Genomic DNA, 17,696 nt, shown 5'->3' with positions numbered 1-17,696 from the left:
CCATCTGAAAGACCTCACCATTCACAGTATTATCTGTGATCGCCCCAATCTGAGCGCGGGCGCTCGCCTGGATGACCTGGGGTTGGAGGTGACGGGTCAGCGCATTGAGCCAGACCCTGCAGTGTTGGTATGCCGTATTGCTGGTGAGGATCGGTGGTGCCGACACTGCGCGTGCCAGGGAACTTCTTGTGGCACTGCGGTCAGGCGCTTGGCTCACGAGCCCTGCGGGTGGCGTCCCACATCTGGCTGGCCTCCCAGCCCAACACGTAACGCGAGCGCATGGAGATCGTCGCAATGGAGCGATTCACCGGCTTGAAGAGCGCAGCCGCCGAAGAACTCCCGGCGCGAGGGCGGTCATGGATCTCTTTCACGTCACGCACCCGGCCGGGGATGCTCTCGATGAGTGCCGCAGGCGCATCGGGCAAGAACGTCACCAGCGGCGCGGGCGTCCCTACCGCCCTCACGGAGATCGTCACACTGGGCAGGACGCTCAAACGGCAATCCAGAGATATCCTGGCCTACTTCGACCACCCCCACACCACAGGCGGTCCCACCGAAGCCATCAACGGCCACCTCGAACACCTACGCGGCTCCGCACTCGAACTTGCGAAACCTCACCAACTACACCACCCGAGCACTCCTCGAAACAGGAGGATTCAAACCCCAACGACACCCCCAACTATGAAGAGCCCTTTTTCCTGTTGACTTAGATGCCCCCTACAGGCAATCGCAGCGGCCTCGCGAGCCACCACACTCGCCCTACGCGCGCTTGCGGCACCGGGACAACGATAGAGGAGGTTGACGAACATTCATCACCGCACGCGCTGACAATCATGACGACGTTGCGCATGACCATACCCGACACCGGCTCACGCCCGGCCGATTTCCACCCGCACCCGACCATCACGTACACTGGTCCCATACCAAAACAATGTGATTCAAAATACATTAGATTGAGGGCGTTGCGGCTCGCAATGATGTATTTTGATCTGTTCGCCACTAACCGAGGAGGATCACATGCCACGGATTCGAGACTCTCGAACACGTGAGCACCACGCGAGCCAGGCCAGACGCCACGCTCGATCCAATTCGTCTCGCGTGGCGCCGCTCGGGAGGCACACGCTCAGCGTCACCGCACCCCACTCCCCCACATACACTCACTCGACAAGCAGTTCGGGCGACTCGTAGCCCACCCACCAATCGCGCGAGGCCTCATCTCGCTCACAACCCGCGCACACGCGCACCAACCCAAACCGCGCAGATGCGCACCACCTCTAAGGAGAACATCATGGCCGAAAAGCAGACGATCCTGGGCCGCATTGCTCAGCTCGCCAAGGCGAACATCAACGCGCTCCTCGACAAGGCCGAGGACCCGCAGAAGATGATCGACCAGCTCATCCGCGACTACACCAACTCGATCATCGAGGCCGAGAACGCGATCGCTCAGACCCTGGGCAACCTGCGTATGGCCGAGCGTGACTACGAGGAAGACGTCAAGGCTGCTGCCGACTGGGGCCAGAAGGCCGCCGCCGCTTCCGCGAAGGCTGACTCTCTGCGCGCTGCCGGCGACGAGGCCGGAGCGGACAAGTGGGACAACCTGGCCAAGGTCGCCCTCGGCAAGCAGATCCAGTTCGAGAACGAGATCAAGACCGAGGAGCCCGCTCTCGCCACTCAGCGTGACGTGGCCGAGCGCCTCAAGTCCGGCCTGGCTCAGATGAAGGACAAGCTCTCCGAGCTCAAGAGCCGCCGCGACCAGCTGATCGCCCGCGAGAAGACTGCCAAGGCCCAGGCTCAGGTCACGGAGGCCCTCGGCTCGATCAACATCCTGGATCCCACGAGCGAGCTCGGCCGCTTCGAGGACCGCGTGCGTCAGCAGGAGGCCCTCGCCCAGGGCAAGATGGAGCTGGCCGCATCCTCGCTGGACGCCCAGTTTGCTGAGCTCCAGACCGACTCCTCGCAGGTGGAGATCGAGGCTCGCCTGGCTGCCCTGAAGGGCAACAACACGCAGGCGTGAGCGGACGCGGCCCTGCCGCATGCATAGACAGGCCGGGCGGCCCCTCGCGGGGCCGCCCGGCTCGTCATGTCGGTGGCAACGCACCCACTCACGAACGCGCGGCCAGGGTTTACAGGAAGGACATCGGGTCGAAGTCGTCGATGTCGATGATGTGGAGCCTGGGCAGACGCACCTGGAAGGCGTGCACGTCGTATTCGAGGTCGATGATCTCCAGGCCTCGCTCCTCCAGCTCGTGGAGCTGGGAGGAGAGGAACTCCTTGAAGCACATGACCGCGACGCGGCGGCCCTGGTCGAGGAGGGTCTCGATTTGGGGCAGGAAGTCAGCGTCGTGGCTGGCCAGGATGACGTCGCCAGAGCCAAGATTCGCGATCGCGTCCATCGTGCGCTGGAGGCCGACGTCGACGACCTTCATGTCGGCCGGGCCCGACAGGGGGATGACCGAGTAGTCCATGGCCGTGAGCGCCTGCACGAAGCCCATCGGCAGGAAGCCGGAGGAGCCGTTCAGGAAGAACAGGCCCTTGGCCTTCTGCCCCCAGCGGCCGTGCGCACTCTCGAGAACGCGGTCCCAGCGGGGGCGCTCCTCGGGGTTCGGACGCCGGTCAAGAACGGACAGGCCCAGCGTGGCATCGATATTTTCGCCGTCTACAACGAGATATGTTGTTTGATTATTAGGGTTTTCCATGGGATTAGGGTATCCGACGATTATCCGGACCTATGCGGCCTTGAGTCCTAGACATTCCTCCCCATCGCGACAAAGCCCGTTATGCTCCCGTCACTCCATCGATAAAGAAGGGGGATTCGATGGCTTGGCGAGCGAAGCACTGCGCGTCCTGTCCGCTGCCGAGGGCGGGCGGCCCATCAAGGACGAGAGTGGCAAGGCCGTGAATGTATGCCCACAGGGTCACTTCCGCGTGGGGATCGTCGGTTCCGTAGGCGGTGTGCGCCAACGAACGTAGCTGGGAGCGCGCGGCCAGGCTGGCCTGCCTCAGCCCCGGATGCGCGTCGGCGTCGTACATGTCTGATCGGAACATGATCCGAAAGACACCAGGATTTGCCAGGGCGCACGACAGGTAGGCGTGTCCGGCGGCTCGCGTCACGTCCTGCGGCGGCGCCCCATCACTACGCTCCCTGGCCTCACGCAGTACGCGTTCGAGGGAGCGGTAACCCTCCTCGACAAGCGCCACGAGGATCCCTTCGCGCCCCTGGAAGTGGTGGTAGGGAGCTTGGTGCGTACAGCCCGCACGACGAGCAACTTCGCGCATGGAGAGAGAAGAGGGCCCACCCTCATTGAGGAGATCGCGGCTGATCGCGAGGATTGCCTCGCGCAGCCCCTCGGATGTCGTAGAGCGCGTCATGCACTCAGTGTATCCGAGACAGCAGCCAGACTTGACAATGTCTAGCAGGCATGTTGTCATAAGTAGACACTGTCTAGTTTTGGGAGTTTCCATGTATGATGCGATCGTTATCGGCTCGGGAATCGGCGCACTCACGACGGCCGGCCTCCTTGCCGGAGTCGCGGGAGCGCGCGTGCTTGTCCTCGAAAAACACAGCACCCCAGGCGGCCTCACCCACTCATTCCGTCGGATGGGCGCTTCCTGGGATGTCGGGCTGCACTACGTCGGCGACATGCACCCCGGATCCCGCCCACGCCAGCTCTTCGAGTACCTCACCGGCGGCGCGCTCACATGGAATCGAATGCCGTCGGGCTACGACCGCTTCATCCTGCCCGGCCACGGCCTGACCGTCACAATCCCATCCAGTTTCAAGGAATACCAGCACCTCCTGATCTCTCTGTTTCCACACGAGAAGAGAGCCATTCAACGCTACTGCCGGGATGTGAAGCGCGCCTATTCATGGATGTCGCTGCGCTACATGGCCGACATGGTCCCACCACAGGCATCCCCCGCCATTCACCTCGCACTCCGCCTGCGGACAGGATGCGCCCTAGAACATACAGAGCACTACATGGAGCGCCGCTTCCGCGACCCGGCCCTGCGCGCCCTCCTCACCACGCATTGGGGCGACTACGGGGTGGAGCCTACGCGCAGCGCGTTCGTCGCCCACGCGATGATCGTGTGCCACTACATGGACGGCGCATGGTTCCCACGCGGCGGAAGCGGGCAGATCGCGCGCATGATCGAAGAACGGATCCGCGCAACCGGAGGTGAGATCCGCCTGTGCCAGGACGTCGACGACATCCTCATCGACAACGGGCGAGCAGTGGGCGTACGCGTCAGCGATCGCAGCGGTCCCACGCCTGTCTCCTACGAGGAGCGTGCTCCCATCGTGATTTCCGGCGTCGGCGCACGGGAAACCTACACCCGGCTACTACCAACGACCGGTCCGGTCGGCGCGCTCACTGCACGTGTCCGCGACAGGATCGCCCGCCTCGGGCACGGAGGCTCCGCGGTGACCGTCTACCTCACCCTCGACCACTACCCCGCCGGCGTGGACGGGTCGAACATCTGGGTGAATACATCCCAGGGACCCGACAACCTGGAGCAGATGACCGAGGACCTATGCCGGGGACGCCCTCAATCAGCCTTCATCTCGTTCCCCGGAATCAAAGCCGGAGACCGCCACGCGACAGTGGAGATCGTGTCCTTCGCCCAGCCACAGGCCTTCGACCGATGGTTGGGGACGAGGCCGGGGATGCGCGGGGAGGACTACGAACGCCTGACGTCGGCGATGGCACGCGGACTCATTGGCCTCGCGGACACGGCCATACCCGGCTTGACAGACGCCGTGCGCTCAGTCGAGGTCGCCACCCCACTCACCATCGAACACTTCACGTCACACGAGGGCGGATGCTTCTACGGACTACCCCTCACGCCCGAGCGCTTCGCCGCCGACCTCGTCTCTCCCTCGACCCCCATCGACGGCCTCTACCTGACCGGGCAGGACGCCGGAATGCCCGGCATCGTGGGTGCCGCCATGGCCGGCATGTCCACGGCCTGCAAGGTACTCGGGCCCGCGGGATATCCCCGCATCATGCGCGCACTGCGCGATCAGGTCCCCACCCAGGATCACGCGAGCTCCTCCCACGACACGACGACTGAACGCACCGCCGGGGCGGCACGCCATCGGGCGACAGTACAACGCGCTCGTTGGATGAGCCCCACCACCCGCGACATCACACTCGAGCTACCGGAATGCGCGACGTGGGAGGCAGGCCAGTACGCGCTCGTTCGGGTCGCCCCATTCGAATGGCGACCCTACTCGCTCGCATCAGCCCCTGGGCGCACCGTCAGGCTCCTCGTTGACGTGCGCACGAAGGGCATGGGCGCCTCCTGGGCGAGCACCACCGCACCCGGCGACGACGTCGACCTTGAGCTGCCCTACGGCCACTGGCTCGTCACGCCAGACCGGGGCACGACCGACGCCGAGGCACCACACCGGCGCATTTTCATCGCAACAGGGACGGGCATCGCCCCATTCCTCGCGGCATTCGAGGCTGGCAGGCGCGACGACGACATACTCATCGTCGGATGCTCACGGACGGAAGACGACCTGACAGGCCGAGTCGACACACCGCTGCCCCGGCTCATTCAATGCGTCAGCCGCGAGGCGGCACCCGGCACATTTCACGGGCGCATCACCGACTACCTGAACGCCGAGGGCATCGATCCCCAGGCCACGTACTACGTGTGCGGCTCCGCCCGCATAGTCCGCGACATTTTGCGCATCATCCAGGCCGGGGGCGCACGCGTCTCCTACGAGACGTTCTAACACTCCCCTCCCCACACGCGGCAAGGCCGGGACCGCTTCACGCAGCCCCGGCCTCGTCACTTTCTATGGAGCGACTGTCACAACACGTCGTCGTCAACCCAGTCGAGCGTACGCGTGACGGCCTTCTTCCACAGGCGGTAGGTGCGGTCGCGCTCGGCCGTATCCATGGACGGCCTCCAGCGCTTGCCTTCCTGCCAGTTGGCCACGACATCCTCGGTGCCCGACCAGAAGCCCACCGCCAGACCGGCGGCGTATGCGGCACCCAGCGCGGTGGTCTCGATGACCTTCGGGCGAACGACGTCGACGCCGCACAGGTCGGCCTGGAACTGCATGACCAGGTCGTCGTGCGTCATGCCGCCGTCAACCTTGAGTTCCTTGAGCGGCACGCCGGAGTCGGCGTTCATCGCGTCGAGGACCTCGGCGCTCTGGAACGCGGTCGACTCCTCGACGGCACGGGCGATGTGGCCCTTGTTGACGTAGCGGGTCAGGCCCACGATCGCGCCGCGAGCGTCCGAACGCCAGTAGGGGGCAAAAAGGCCGGAGAAGGCGGGGACGAAGTAGACGCCGCCGTTGTCCTCGACCGTCCTGGCCAGGTCGCCAATGTCCGAGGACTTGACGATCATGCCCAGGTTGTCGCGCAGCCACTGGACCAGCGATCCTGCGACGGCGATCGAGCCCTCAAGGGCGTAGACGGCCGGCTGATCGCCGATTTTGTAGGCCACGGTGGTGAGCAGGCCGTTGTCGGAGAAGACGGGCTCGGTGCCGGTGTTCATGAGCATGAAGCAGCCGGTACCGTAGGTGTTCTTCGCCATGCCCTTCTCGAAGCAGGCCTGGCCGAAGGTTGCCGCCTGCTGGTCGCCGAGGATACCGGCGATCGGGGTGTCGACGAGCAGACCGTTCTTGCGGCCGTAGCCGTAGATCTCGGAGGAGGACTTGATCTCGGGGAGCATCGACATCGGGATGCCGAAGATCTCGCAGACGTCCTCGCGCCACTGCAGCGTACGGATATCCATGAGCATGGTGCGCGAGGCGTTGGTGACGTCGGTGCAGTGCACGCCGCCGTTGATGCCGCCCGTCAGGTTCCACAGGACCCAGCAGTCGGTGTTGCCGAAGAGCAGGTCGCCGGCCTCGGCGCGCTCCCGAGCACCCTCAACGTTGTCGAGGATCCACTTGATCTTCGAACCGGAAAAGTAGGGGGACAGACCCAGGCCACAGATCTGGCGGAAGCGGTCCGGGCCCTCGTCACCCTCGAGCTCCTTGACAATGTCGGAGGTGCGCATGTCCTGCCAGACGATCGCGTTGTAAACGGGCTCGCCGGTGTTCTTGTCCCACACGACGGTGGTCTCACGCTGGTTGGTGATACCGACGGCCGCGAGGTTGTGGCGGTTGATCTCCGCCTTCTGCAGAGCCTCGGCGACGACGGTGCGGGTGGTCTCCCAGATCTCAATGGGGTTGTGCTCCACCCAACCCGGGTTCGGGAAGATCTGGGTGAACTCCTTCTGTCCGACGGAGATAATCTCACCGGAGTGGTTGAAGATGATCGCACGGGTCGAGGTGGTGCCCTGATCGATGGCGAGAACGAACTTTTCGGTGGTCATGAGTGTCCTTTCGGAGGCGTTATCACGTCGTTGTGTATGCCGCGTCGATCCACCTGCGCGGCGGGCGGGACTTCGCAGTCCCACAAAATGTCACCCCGGCGGCGGGGTATGACGCGGGCGAGGCCGCGCACTCACTCTCAGGCGAGAATGAGGTAGTAGAGAACGGTGCCGACGATGGCGCCGATGATCGGGCCGACAACGGGAACCCAGGAGTAACCCCAGTCGGAGCCACCCTTGCCCTTGATCGGCAGGATCGCGTGAGCGATACGGGGGCCGAGGTCACGGGCCGGGTTGATGGCGTAACCGGTGGGGCCACCGAGCGAGTTACCAATGACGACGATGATGAGCGCGACGCCGAGAGGGCCGACCGCGGTCTCGGTGTAGCCGGAGACGAAGACCCACAGGATCAGGACGGCGGTGCCGATGGCCTCAGTGAGGCAGTTCCAACCGTAGGAACGGATCTCGGGACCGGTGGAGAAAACGCCGAGCTTGAGGGCGGGGTCACAATCCTCATCGAAGTGCTTCTTGAAGGTCAGCCAGCACAGGACGGCGCCGGCGAAGGCACCGAGGAACTGGGCGACGATGTAGACCGCGACGTTGGTGCCGGTGACGGGAATGTCACCCGCCAGGGTGACGTTGGAGTCGAACATGTGGGCGACGACCTTGGCGATCGTCACCGCGGGGTTCAGGTGGCCACCGGTGCGGAACGCAACGTAGACGCCGGCGAAGACCGCCAGGCCCCATCCCCAGTTGATGAGCAGCCAGCCGCCGCCCTTGCCCTTGGACTTGGGCAGCAGGTTCGTAGCAACGACGCCGCCACCGAGGAGCAGCAGGATCGTGGTGCCGAGGAACTCAGACCAGAAAATCTGGCCCGTGGTAGGGACAGCCGCATCAGCGGCTGCCGGGAGCAGTGTTGTGAGCATGTTTCCCTATCTTTCTCCGACGCGTCTTCGCGCCGGGTCACCGGTGTTCTTTCACCGCCAACTGTGTACCGTCGAACAATATCCGCTCGGATAAGCTTCGCGGGTCACATCACAGTATGACACTTGATGCACGTTAGCCCAAACTGACTGCACATCCGTGCAGGCCCTCGCGTGTGACCCTGACCATATGACACGCATTTTACTTGTCGCCCCTTCAGACCCTTTAATTCCCAAAGTCACACATCTGCACGCTTGTGCATGGCACACTAGAAAACGTGACAATACGTGACGAACAGGCGCATGAGGCCGCCTCGATGTACTACCTCCAGGGGCAGACGATGGAGACAATCGCCCGCCACCTGCAGATATCACGCTCCTCGGTCTCGCGACTTCTCGCCCACGCGCGGGAGGTCGGCCTGGTGCGCATCTCGGTGTCTACCTCCCCCGGTCTCAAGGGCACCCTCGCGGGACAAATTGCCGACCTCTTCGGCGTCCAGGTTTCTGTCGTTCCCGTTCACGACGTCCACACCGAGGTCAACCGCCTGCACAACGTTGCGCTCGTCGCGGCGGAACACCTTATCGACATGCTCTTCCCCGGCGTCACCCTTGGCATCGCCTGGGGAAACACCACCGCCGAAGTGACGCGGGCCATGCCCCACGTGTCTTTTGCGGGTTCCACCGTCGTCCAGCTCAACGGAGCTGCCACCGCCACCGAGTCGGGCATGCCCTACGCCGAGGCCATCATCGCCCGCGCCGCGAAGGCCATCGGCGGGCGCATCGTCAACTTCCCCGTGCCCGCATTCTTCGACTACGCGGACACCAAAGAGGCACTCTGGCGCGAACGCTCCGTCCAGTCGGTCCTCAACACGATCGACAGCGCAGACGTCGCCCTGTTCGGCGTCGGCTCCATGTCGGCCCGCCTCCCCTCCCACGTCTACTCGGGGGGCTTCCTCGACCCCAACGAGATCGCGGCGGCCCAGAACGACGGGGTCGTCGGCGACGTGTGCACCGTCCTCATCCGCGAGGACGGCTCCACGAACATGCACCTCAACGAGCGCGCCTCGGGCCCGAGCCCGGCCACGCTCAAGAAGATCCCACGCCGCCTCTGCGTCGTCTCCGGCGCCTCGAAGGCCCTCCCGCTGCTGGGCGCCCTGCGCGCGGGGGTCGCCACCGACCTCGTCCTCGACGACGGGGCCGCGCACGAGCTCCTCGACCTCGTTCACACGCGCATGACTCCCCGCCGCTCCTACATCTGAGCCGGGGAGACACCGACGCACATGAAAGGGCCTCGGCCTCGTCCACGATGGGAACGAGGCCGAGGCCCTTTCATCGACTCAGATCAGCCCAGGCGCTTGACCAGCGGGAACGGGATCGTCTCGCGGATGCCCTGGCCGGTGAGGACCATGAGCAGACGGTCGATGCCCATGCCCATGCCGCCGCACGGCGGGAAGCCCTGCTCCATGGCGATGAGGAAGTCCTCGTCCATGACCATGGCCTCGGGGTCGCCGTTGGCAGCCGCGAGGGCCTGCGCCTCGAAGCGCTCGCGCTGGACGACCGGGTCGGCCAGCTCGGAGTATGCGGTGCCCGTCTCGAAGCCGCGCACGTACAGGTCCCACTTTTCGGTGAGGCCGGGGCGCGAGCGGTGGTAGCGGGTCAGCGGGGAGGTGTCCTCCGGGAAGTCGTAGACGAAGGTCGGCGCCCACAGCTTGGAGACGACGAGCTCCTCGAAGATGTCTTCGACGATCTTGCCGGACACGGCGTAGTCGTCGACCTCCAGGCCGATGCGCTCCGCGTACTTGACGAGGGTCTCGCGCGGCGTCTCCACCGTGATCTCCTCGCCCAGGGCCTCGGAGGTGGAGCCGTACAGATCGATACGGTCCCACTCACCCGACAGGTCGTACTCGGTGCCGTCGGCCAGACGCACGATTTCCTCGCCCTCGGACAGGTCGAAGGCGTCGCGCGCGGCCTGCTGGATGAGGTCGCGGGTCAGCTCAGCCATGCCGTTGTAGTCCGAGTAGGCCTCGTAGGCCTCCAGGGAGGTGAACTCGGGGCTGTGCGAGGAGTCCATGCCCTCGTTGCGGAAGTTGCGGTTCATCTCGAAGACGCGGTCCACGCCGCCGACAACCGCGCGCTTGAGGTAGATCTCGGTCGCGATGCGCAGGTAGAGATCGGTGTCGAGCGCGTTCATGTGCGTCGTGAAGGGGCGGGCAGCCGCACCACCGTGGATCATCTGCAGCATCGGCGTCTCAAGCTCGATGTAGTCACGGCGGAAGAAGTTCTCGCGGATCGAGCGGTTGACGGCCGCGCGGATGCGGACCATGTCGCGCGCGGCGGGGCGCGTGATCAGGTCTAGCTCGCGGCGGCGGATGCGCTGATCCTCGGACAGAGTGATCTCTTCGCCGTCCTCGGTGGTCCAGGTCTTGGGCAGGGGGCGGATCGCCTTGGAGGCGATGGCCCACGAGGCGTCGGGGGCGGGCAGTGCGGTGGGCGCGGCGTCGTACTCGGCCTGGGCCTCGGGCGTGACTTCGGCGGGGGTCGCGAAGATCGACAGCTCACCGCGGCGCGAGGAGATCACGCGGCCGTGGACGAAGAGGTGGTCGCCCAGGTCGACGTCGTTCTTGTAGGCGGCCAGGGACTCGGCGCCAACGGAGGCGGCCGAGAGCATGACCTGGATCTTGTTGCCCTCACCGTCCATGAGGGTCGCGAAGCAGAGCTTGCCCCCGTTGCGCGCGAGGATGACGCGGCCCGCCAGGCCCACGTAGTCCTCGGTCTCTTCGCCAGCCTCGAGGTGGGCGTACTTCTCACGCACCGCCTTGATGGTGGTCGTGATCGGCAGGCGCACTGGGTAGGCGGGGATGCCGGCCTCCATGAGGCGCGCGCGCTTGGCCGCGCGAACCTTGACCTGCTCGGGGGTGTCGTCTGCGGGTGCTTGCGTGGGCGTGGAAGAAGAATCGGTCATGCGCCTATCGTACCGGGATTTGACCCCGTGACGAGGCAGGGGCCCGGTTGGGCTCCTCACGCACCCGGGAGGTCGGCCGCGTAGGGGGCCGACGAGGATCCACCGATCCCCTGCGTGGAGTGTGCGGCGGCCGCGCAGGCGAGGGCGAGCGCCTCGGGCCACGGCATGCGGCGAGCTCGGCGCGCCCAGGCCAGCGCCGCCGAAAAGACATCCCCCGCGCCCGTCGTATCCACCGCGTTCACGGCGGGCGCTGGCACGCGCAGGATCTGTCCATCGACGCACGCGATCACGCCGTTCTTGCCGCAGGTGACCACGCAGTCGCATTCAAAGGACGCGAACCACCGCGCGGCATCCTCCACGCTCTCGGTGCGCGCGTAGGCGAGCGCCTCCTCCTCGTTGGGCGTGCACACGTCAGCCAGAAGCAAAGACTCTAGGTCCGCCTCGTCCCAGGCCCCAGCCTCGTCCCAGGCAGTGTCCGCCAGCACCCAGGTCCCGCGAGCGCGCCAGGAGGACACGACCTCGCTGTTCGCGCCGATCCCCCGCACGTCCGCGAGCAGACACGCCGGCGCGTCGCCGCCGAGGAGCGGCAACGCGGTCGTCCCGCGCGTCGTCATCGCGCGATCACCGTCGAAGGACAGGGAGACGGTGACGTTCTGATCGCCCACACGCTCGCACGACGAGGTGTCCACTCCCTCGCGCGCGAGCATCTCGTCCACGAACGCTCCCATCTGATCGACGCCCACGCGAGAGTGCAGGCGAACGGGCACGCCCAGGCGAGCCAGCGCAATCGCCTGATTCGCCGCGCCGCCCGCGCACATGAGCGCTCCCTCCACCCAGGCCTCGCGGCCAGGAACCGGAGGACCGTCGAGGGGGCCCATGACGACGTCAAGGAAGGTCGGGCCGTACACCGCGAACTCGGACGCGTCAGATGCTCGAGATTCCACAGGTCCTCCTAGACGTGAGCGCGACTACAATATGTCACTGAGCCACCACTATACGTATCCAGAGAGGATGCCCGCCATGCAGCTCACCATCGTCGGAGGAGGGGGCTTCCGGGTCCCCGCGATGATCGACGTCTTGGCACGTTCGCGGTCGGGTCAGGGAGCTTACGCGTCCCTCGACGTCGACTGCGTCGTCCTGTACGACACCGACGCGCGCAGGCTCGACGCGATGATGGCCGTGCTGTCCTCACTGGACTTCCCGCACTCCCCGACCGTTCGTGCGACGACCGACATCAACGAGGCGCTTCCGGGAGCCGACTTCGTCTTCTCCGCGATGCGCGTGGGCGGCACCTGCGGAAGGGTCCTCGACGAGCACTGCGGTCTCGATCACGGGCTGCTCGGCCAGGAGACCGTCGGCGTGGGCGGCTACTGCTACGCGTTCCGCTCGCTCGGACCGGCACTCGAGCTGGCACGCGCCGCCAAGCGCCTGTGCCCGGGCGCCTGGCTCATCAACTTCACGAACCCAGCCGGCATCATCACCCAGGCGATGCGTTCCGCGCTCGGTGAGCGCGTCATCGGCATCTGCGACACCCCCATTGGCCTCGTCAATCGCACGCTGAACGCCCTGGGCGTTCCCGAGGAGGAGCGCACCGACGTGTCCTTCGACTACGTGGGCCTCAACCACCTCGGCTGGCTGCGCTCCCTCTCAGTCGACGACCGCGACATTCTCCCGCGCCTCTTCGCCGACGAGGAGGCCCTGGGATCCATGGAAGAATCCCGCGCCATCGGCACGGGCTGGATTCGCGCGCTGGGCGCCCTGCCCAACGAATACCTCTTCTACTACTACTGTCATCGCGAAGCCATGGCCCGCATTCACCAGGACCAATCACGCGGCGAGTACCTGCGCGATCAGCAGGAAGCCTTCTACAACGCCGTCCTCTCCGCCCCCGAGCAGGCGGGACGGACGTGGATCGATGCACTCGCCGACCGGGAGGCGACCTACATGGCCGAGGCCCGCGACGTCGACGAGCGTTCCGGCAGGCGCGCCGAGGACATCGCTGGCGGCGGCTACCAAAAGGTGGCCCTCGACCTCATGAACGCGCTCGCTACGGACACACCGGCGCGCATGATCCTCAACGTCGGTAACGGCGACGGCGGGTTCTCCTCGATTCCGACGCTGCGCGACGCGGACGTCGTCGAGGTTCCCTGCGACGTCGACGCCTCGGGCGTCCATCCGATTCCGGTCGCTCCCTTGGAAGGGGCAGCTCTCGGCCTCGTCCAATCCGTGAAGGCCTGCGAGAATCTCGTCATCGACGCCGCGCGCGAGCGCGACCGCAGCCTCGCGTGGCAGGCGCTGGCGCTGCACCCCCTGGTCGACTCGGTCAACGTCGCGCGCGACGTGCTCGACCAGGCGATCCGCACAAACCCACTGGTCGCCGCTGCCTTCGACTGATGGGCGCCGTCCTCCCCGCGCCCATCAACGCACTGTGCCCCTGCCTCGTACGGACGAGGCAGGGGCACAGTCTCAGGGGCACGCCGGGTGTCGGGAGATCACCCGCGCGTGTCCCAGCGGAAGAACTCTTCTCCCCCCGCGTAGCCGTGGGGCTTCCCCGCGTCGCGGATGCCCTGTCGGATCCAGGACTCCATCCGGTCGAGGTCGTCGAATTGGGTGACGTGCTCGCGCACCGCCCTGACCTTGGCCTCGACGTCTGCCTGGTCCAGCTCGACGACGTGGTTCGTCAACGGGCCCCCCTGGAACCACACTTCTTCGACCACGTGGGGGTCCAGGCCCTCGTCGAGTAGCTCGGGGAACGCGAAGGGGTTGCGCGCGGCCGGATAGACGGCATCCGTGACCGCGGCGCCCACGGCCCGGTGGTCCGGGTGATTGGCGTAGATGGACGACCAGTTGTATTCGGGCGAGAGGCTGAGGATCAGGTTCGGCTTCACGCGCCGAATGAGGGCAACGATATCGCGCACGAGGCCGTGGGACGGGGTCACCATACCGTCGGGGTAGCCGTCGAAGAAGACGAGCTCCGTGACGCCGAGTTGCTCGCACGCGCGGTGCTGTTCATCGCAACGCAACTCCCCCATCTGCTGATGCAGATCCTGGTCGGAGCCTCCCGCGTCACCGTCCGTGACGACTGCGACGACAACTCTCGACCCTTCGCGCGCGAAGCGAGCGAGTGTCCCGCCCGCGTCCACATCCGCATCATCGGGGTGGGCGTAAATGCCCAGCACGGTATCCATTCGTGTACTCCTTACCGAGGCGCCGGCGAGATCATGTCCCGCCGGCGCCTGTCCCGAGTCTGTGACGGCTACTGATCAATCGCCGCGTTGGCGGCGTCCTGAGCGGCCTGGACGCCCTCATGCACGCCGGTGCGTCCCAGGAAGACCTCCTTGAGCACGCCGTTGTACGCGTCCATTGCCGCGCCCAGCTTCGCGCCGAAGGGAGCCATGATCGTGCCCGAAGGAGTCTTCGCCATCACCGAAGTGTCGACGCCCTTGTCCGACCAGTACGCGATCCACGTCGCCTGGGCCTTCTCGTTCGCGGGGAAGCCGGCGCCGGTCTTGCCCAGTGCGGCACCTCCGTCCTTGCCAGCCAGCCACGCCAGCAGCTTGTGCTGAGCCTCGGGGTTCGCGCTCGCCGTCGAACCGGCGGCGACGACGGAGTTACCGACCGTCACCGCACCGGCGGGACCCTTCGGCTGGGGAGCCAGGCCCCACTCGAAGGAAGCGCCCTCGGCCACATTCGCCAGGTTGTAGGAACCGGACTGGAACAGAGCGATCTTGCCCTGCAGGAACTGGTCGCGGCTGAAGTCGCCGTTGTCGTTCGTGTCGGCCGCCGAGGGGGCCACGTGCTCCTTGTTGATCAGGTCCACCAGGTAGCCGACCGCGGCGTCGCCCTCGGGGCTCGCGAACGTAAAGTGCCCACTCTCATCCTGCAGGGTGGCACCGGCCGACCCCAGGTACGGAATGAGCATGGCCTGGCCATCCAGCGCGGCGTTGTATCCGTACTGGACGATGTGGTCCGCGTCGAATGCAGGGTCAGCCGCGTTGCGGCCCGACGAGTCCAACGTCAGCTTTCGGGTGATCTCTCGCAGAGAGTCGGTGGAGGCGCTCGGGTCCCACGACAGGTTCTGTAGGTCCTCGATGCTCACGCCGGCCGCGTCCAGCAGCGACTTGTTGTAGTACACCGCGATCGACGGGTCGGTGAGGACCGGGACACCGTAGAGCTTTCCGTCAACCGTGTACTGATCGATGGCGCCCTGAAGCCAGCCGTCGCGCTCGGAGGCGGGGAATTCCTCGTCGATGTTGACGATCTTGCCGCCGCGCGCGTACTCCGTGTAGTTGTTCGTGTTGGACCAGAAGACGTCCGGCCCGGTGCCCGCGGCGAGCTCAGAACGCAGGCCCGTGAAGTAGTCCGACCACGGGACGACCTCGACGTTGACCGTGATCCCCGTTTCCTCGGTGAACTCGGGGAGCGCCGCCTCGTACGCCTGGGCAGCCTGATCATCCCACAGACGCAGGGTCAGGGACGTGCCCGTCTCGCTCGACGCGCTGCCACCCTGCGAGCAGGCGGCCATCAGCATCGACGCGGCACCAATCAGAGCGGTAGCGGTAACAAAACGCCTTTTCATGAAGACCTCCAGTTGTGATGGGTTGTGTTGTTACTTGATTCCCGTCAGGGCAATCGATTCAACGATGTGACGTTGAAAGACGATGAACAGAGCGATCAGGGGCACGAGCGCGATAGTGGTCGCCGCCATGACGTACGTCCAATTCGCGTTGTACTGGCTCTGTAGCGCGGCCGTCGCGACCGTGAGGACGCGTGGCCTGGTCGCGGCAATGATCCGCGGCCACATGAACGAGTTCCACTGGCTCACAACCGTGATGAGCACGAGCGTCGAAATGATCGGCTTCGACACGGGAACGACGATGGAGAAGAGGATGCGCATCTGCCCGGCGCCGTCCATGGTCGCCGCGTCGATGATTTCCTGGGGGATCTGACGGAACGACTGACGCAGCAGGAACACCGCGTAGGGCGACGCAAACACGAAGGGGAGGACGATGCCCCAGAAGGTGTTGTTGAGCCCCATCTTGGCCATCATGAGGTACAGCGGGATGACGAGAACCGACGCCGGAATCATCATGGTGCCCAGGAAGAGCCAGAAGATGACCTCGCGCCCCGGGAACTCGATACGGGCGAACGCGTAGGCGGCCAGCACGGAGGACACCAGCTGCCCGACGACCATCACCACGACCATGAGAAGCGTCGTGATGATCGCGTCGCCGAAGTTGACCCGTCCCGTGAGGATCGCCTGGAACGAGGCCAGGGAGGGCGGGGAAGGCAGCGCGAAGGGCGAGTGCGAGGCGAAGTCCTGCGGCGACTTAAAGGCCGTGACAAAGCTGAAGAGGAGCGGGACGACCATGATGAACGCGGCCAGCGAGAGCCCCCCGTAGATCCCCAGGGTCGACCACCAGGGCCGACGCGAGTGCAACTTAGACGAGCTCATACGTGGTCCTCTTCCGGAAGTACAGGTTCTGGGCCAGCGTCAATCCCATGAGGAGCAGCATCATCACGCACGCCATGACTGCGGCGCGGCCGACGTTTCCGGTCTCGAAGGCCTCCTTGTAGATCAGGTAGGCGAGGACCTCGGTGGAGCCGGATGGGCCTCCCTTGGTGAGGGCGTAGATCTGATCGAAAACGTTGAAGACCGAGATCACGGAGGTGACCGAGACGAAGAAGAAGGTCGGGCGCAGGAGAGGCATCTTGATGTGCCAGAACACCTGCGAGGAGGATGCCCCGTCCACGGTCGCGGCCTCGGTGAGCTCACGCGGGATCGCGAGCAATCCGGCGATGAAGAAGAGAGCCGTGTACCCCACGTTCGACCAGACGACGACGAAAGCCGCCGCGGGCAGCGCCCAGGTGGGCGACACGAGAATTTCTAGTCGCGTGCCCGCCAGCGCGGAAAGAAGACCACCGGTGGGGGCGAAGATCCACGACCAGACGACGCCGAGGGCCAGCGGAGGCGCGATCCACGGAATGACGATGAGCGTGCGATAGACGACGGTTCCTCGCACGCCCTTCGTCAGTAGGTTCGCGAGGAGGAGGCCCAGGATGATCTGGATGGGGACCACGAGGAGGACGAAGAAAATCGTCGTGCGCAGGGACGACAGGAAGGACGGGTCGCTCAGTACGTTCGTGACGTTGGCCAGGCCCACGTATCGCGTATCCCCGATGAGGTCCCACCGGTACAGGCTCACCCACATGATGACACCGATGGGCACAACCATGAAGATGAGGACGCCGATGAGGGCGGGCGACAGGAACGCGTATCCGACGAGTGCGTGGCGCGTACGAGACGCTCGCTTGCTCATGCCCCACCTTCCTTTCGTTCGGTTCTTCGAGGATAGGTGTGACGGGCGCATCAGCGCCGGGCGAAGACAAGGTATGGACAATTGTGAACATCGCATGCCGTCAAACGAGCAAAGGTGCACGAAACGAGGCAAAACAAGGGAGCGCCCACTCAG

Annotated in this window: 14 protein-coding genes and 1 pseudogene; 5 read left to right on the top strand and 10 right to left on the bottom strand. The window is 65.3% G+C overall.

Annotated elements, in window-relative coordinates; translation table 11 throughout:
• Positions 1 to 243 precede the first annotated feature (243 nt).
• Both FOC40_RS02820 and FOC40_RS02815 read left to right on the top strand, forming a co-directional pair.
• Positions 244 to 685: pseudogene (locus FOC40_RS02820) on the top strand (transposase); the annotation flags it as partial.
• 603 nt (positions 686 to 1,288) lie between these two features.
• A complete protein-coding gene (locus tag FOC40_RS02815) occupies positions 1,289 to 2,014 on the top strand; it encodes a PspA/IM30 family protein (protein WP_039929483.1) in 726 nt (241 codons plus the stop codon).
• A gap of 109 nt (positions 2,015 to 2,123) precedes the next feature.
• On the opposite strand, the gene FOC40_RS02810 is transcribed toward FOC40_RS02815, so the two are convergent.
• Positions 2,124 to 2,696, bottom strand: a complete 573-nt coding sequence (locus tag FOC40_RS02810; RefSeq protein ID WP_003795737.1) for an NYN domain-containing protein — start codon at positions 2,694 to 2,696, stop codon at positions 2,124 to 2,126.
• Positions 2,697 to 2,775: 79 nt separating this feature from the next.
• Complete coding sequence (locus tag FOC40_RS02805; protein ID WP_003795739.1) at positions 2,776 to 3,369, bottom strand: TetR/AcrR family transcriptional regulator; 594 nt, start codon at positions 3,367 to 3,369, stop codon at positions 2,776 to 2,778.
• A 91-nt stretch (positions 3,370 to 3,460) separates the two neighbouring features.
• Here FOC40_RS02805 and FOC40_RS02800 point away from each other — a divergent pair, with 91 nt between their 5' ends.
• On the top strand, positions 3,461 to 5,743 hold the full coding sequence (locus tag FOC40_RS02800) for an FAD-dependent oxidoreductase (RefSeq protein ID WP_003795741.1): 2,283 nt from the start codon (positions 3,461 to 3,463) through the stop codon (positions 5,741 to 5,743).
• A gap of 77 nt (positions 5,744 to 5,820) precedes the next feature.
• Here the strand turns inward: FOC40_RS02800 and glpK are convergent, their stop codons facing one another.
• Both glpK and FOC40_RS02790 read right to left on the bottom strand, forming a co-directional pair.
• The gene (glpK, locus tag FOC40_RS02795) at positions 5,821 to 7,341 is read right to left on the bottom strand and encodes a glycerol kinase GlpK (RefSeq protein WP_003795743.1); all 1,521 of its coding nucleotides are present in this window, start codon (positions 7,339 to 7,341) and stop codon (positions 5,821 to 5,823) included.
• Positions 7,342 to 7,478: 137 nt separating this feature from the next.
• Entirely contained in the window at positions 7,479 to 8,264 is a 786-nt protein-coding gene (locus tag FOC40_RS02790; protein ID WP_003790706.1) for an MIP/aquaporin family protein, read from the bottom strand.
• Positions 8,265 to 8,578: 314 nt separating this feature from the next.
• On the opposite strand from FOC40_RS02790, the gene FOC40_RS02785 reads away from it, so the two are divergent.
• Complete coding sequence (locus tag FOC40_RS02785) at positions 8,579 to 9,520, top strand: sugar-binding transcriptional regulator (protein ID WP_003795747.1); 942 nt, start codon at positions 8,579 to 8,581, stop codon at positions 9,518 to 9,520.
• An 83-nt stretch (positions 9,521 to 9,603) separates the two neighbouring features.
• Here FOC40_RS02785 and FOC40_RS02780 read toward each other — a convergent pair whose 3' ends face one another.
• Both FOC40_RS02780 and FOC40_RS02775 read right to left on the bottom strand, forming a co-directional pair.
• On the bottom strand, positions 9,604 to 11,223 hold the full coding sequence (locus FOC40_RS02780; protein WP_003795749.1) for a lysine--tRNA ligase: 1,620 nt from the start codon (positions 11,221 to 11,223) through the stop codon (positions 9,604 to 9,606).
• Between the two features lie 56 nt (positions 11,224 to 11,279).
• The gene (locus FOC40_RS02775; protein ID WP_003795751.1) at positions 11,280 to 12,167 is read right to left on the bottom strand and encodes a carbohydrate kinase family protein; all 888 of its coding nucleotides are present in this window, start codon (positions 12,165 to 12,167) and stop codon (positions 11,280 to 11,282) included.
• Positions 12,168 to 12,243: 76 nt separating this feature from the next.
• Between FOC40_RS02775 and FOC40_RS02770 the strand changes: the two genes are divergently transcribed.
• A complete protein-coding gene (locus FOC40_RS02770; RefSeq protein WP_039929488.1) occupies positions 12,244 to 13,617 on the top strand; it encodes a 6-phospho-beta-glucosidase in 1,374 nt (457 codons plus the stop codon).
• A gap of 98 nt (positions 13,618 to 13,715) precedes the next feature.
• On the opposite strand, the gene FOC40_RS02765 is transcribed toward FOC40_RS02770, so the two are convergent.
• The 4 genes from FOC40_RS02765 to FOC40_RS02750 form a co-directional block, all read right to left on the bottom strand.
• Positions 13,716 to 14,411: a PIG-L deacetylase family protein gene (locus tag FOC40_RS02765; RefSeq protein ID WP_003795755.1), complete on the bottom strand. Its 696-nt coding sequence runs from the start codon at positions 14,409 to 14,411 to the stop codon at positions 13,716 to 13,718.
• A 68-nt stretch (positions 14,412 to 14,479) separates the two neighbouring features.
• Positions 14,480 to 15,802 carry an ABC transporter substrate-binding protein gene (locus FOC40_RS02760; RefSeq protein WP_003795756.1) on the bottom strand — a complete coding sequence of 441 codons (1,323 nt, stop codon included), beginning with the start codon at positions 15,800 to 15,802 and terminating at the stop codon, positions 14,480 to 14,482.
• Positions 15,803 to 15,832: 30 nt separating this feature from the next.
• Positions 15,833 to 16,678, bottom strand: coding sequence for a carbohydrate ABC transporter permease (locus FOC40_RS02755; RefSeq protein ID WP_003795758.1), 846 nt, complete (start codon positions 16,676 to 16,678; stop codon positions 15,833 to 15,835).
• Positions 16,665 to 17,543: a carbohydrate ABC transporter permease gene (locus FOC40_RS02750; protein WP_003795760.1), complete on the bottom strand. Its 879-nt coding sequence runs from the start codon at positions 17,541 to 17,543 to the stop codon at positions 16,665 to 16,667. Before FOC40_RS02750 ends, FOC40_RS02755 begins: the two co-directional genes overlap by 14 nt.
• Positions 17,544 to 17,696: the final 153 nt, after the last annotated feature.

The sequence above is a fragment of the Schaalia odontolytica genome, from assembly GCF_009730335.1.
GTDB classification, from domain to species: Bacteria; Actinomycetota; Actinomycetes; order Actinomycetales; family Actinomycetaceae; genus Pauljensenia; species Pauljensenia dentiphila.
This window is presented reverse-complemented; position numbering and strand designations above follow the sequence as displayed.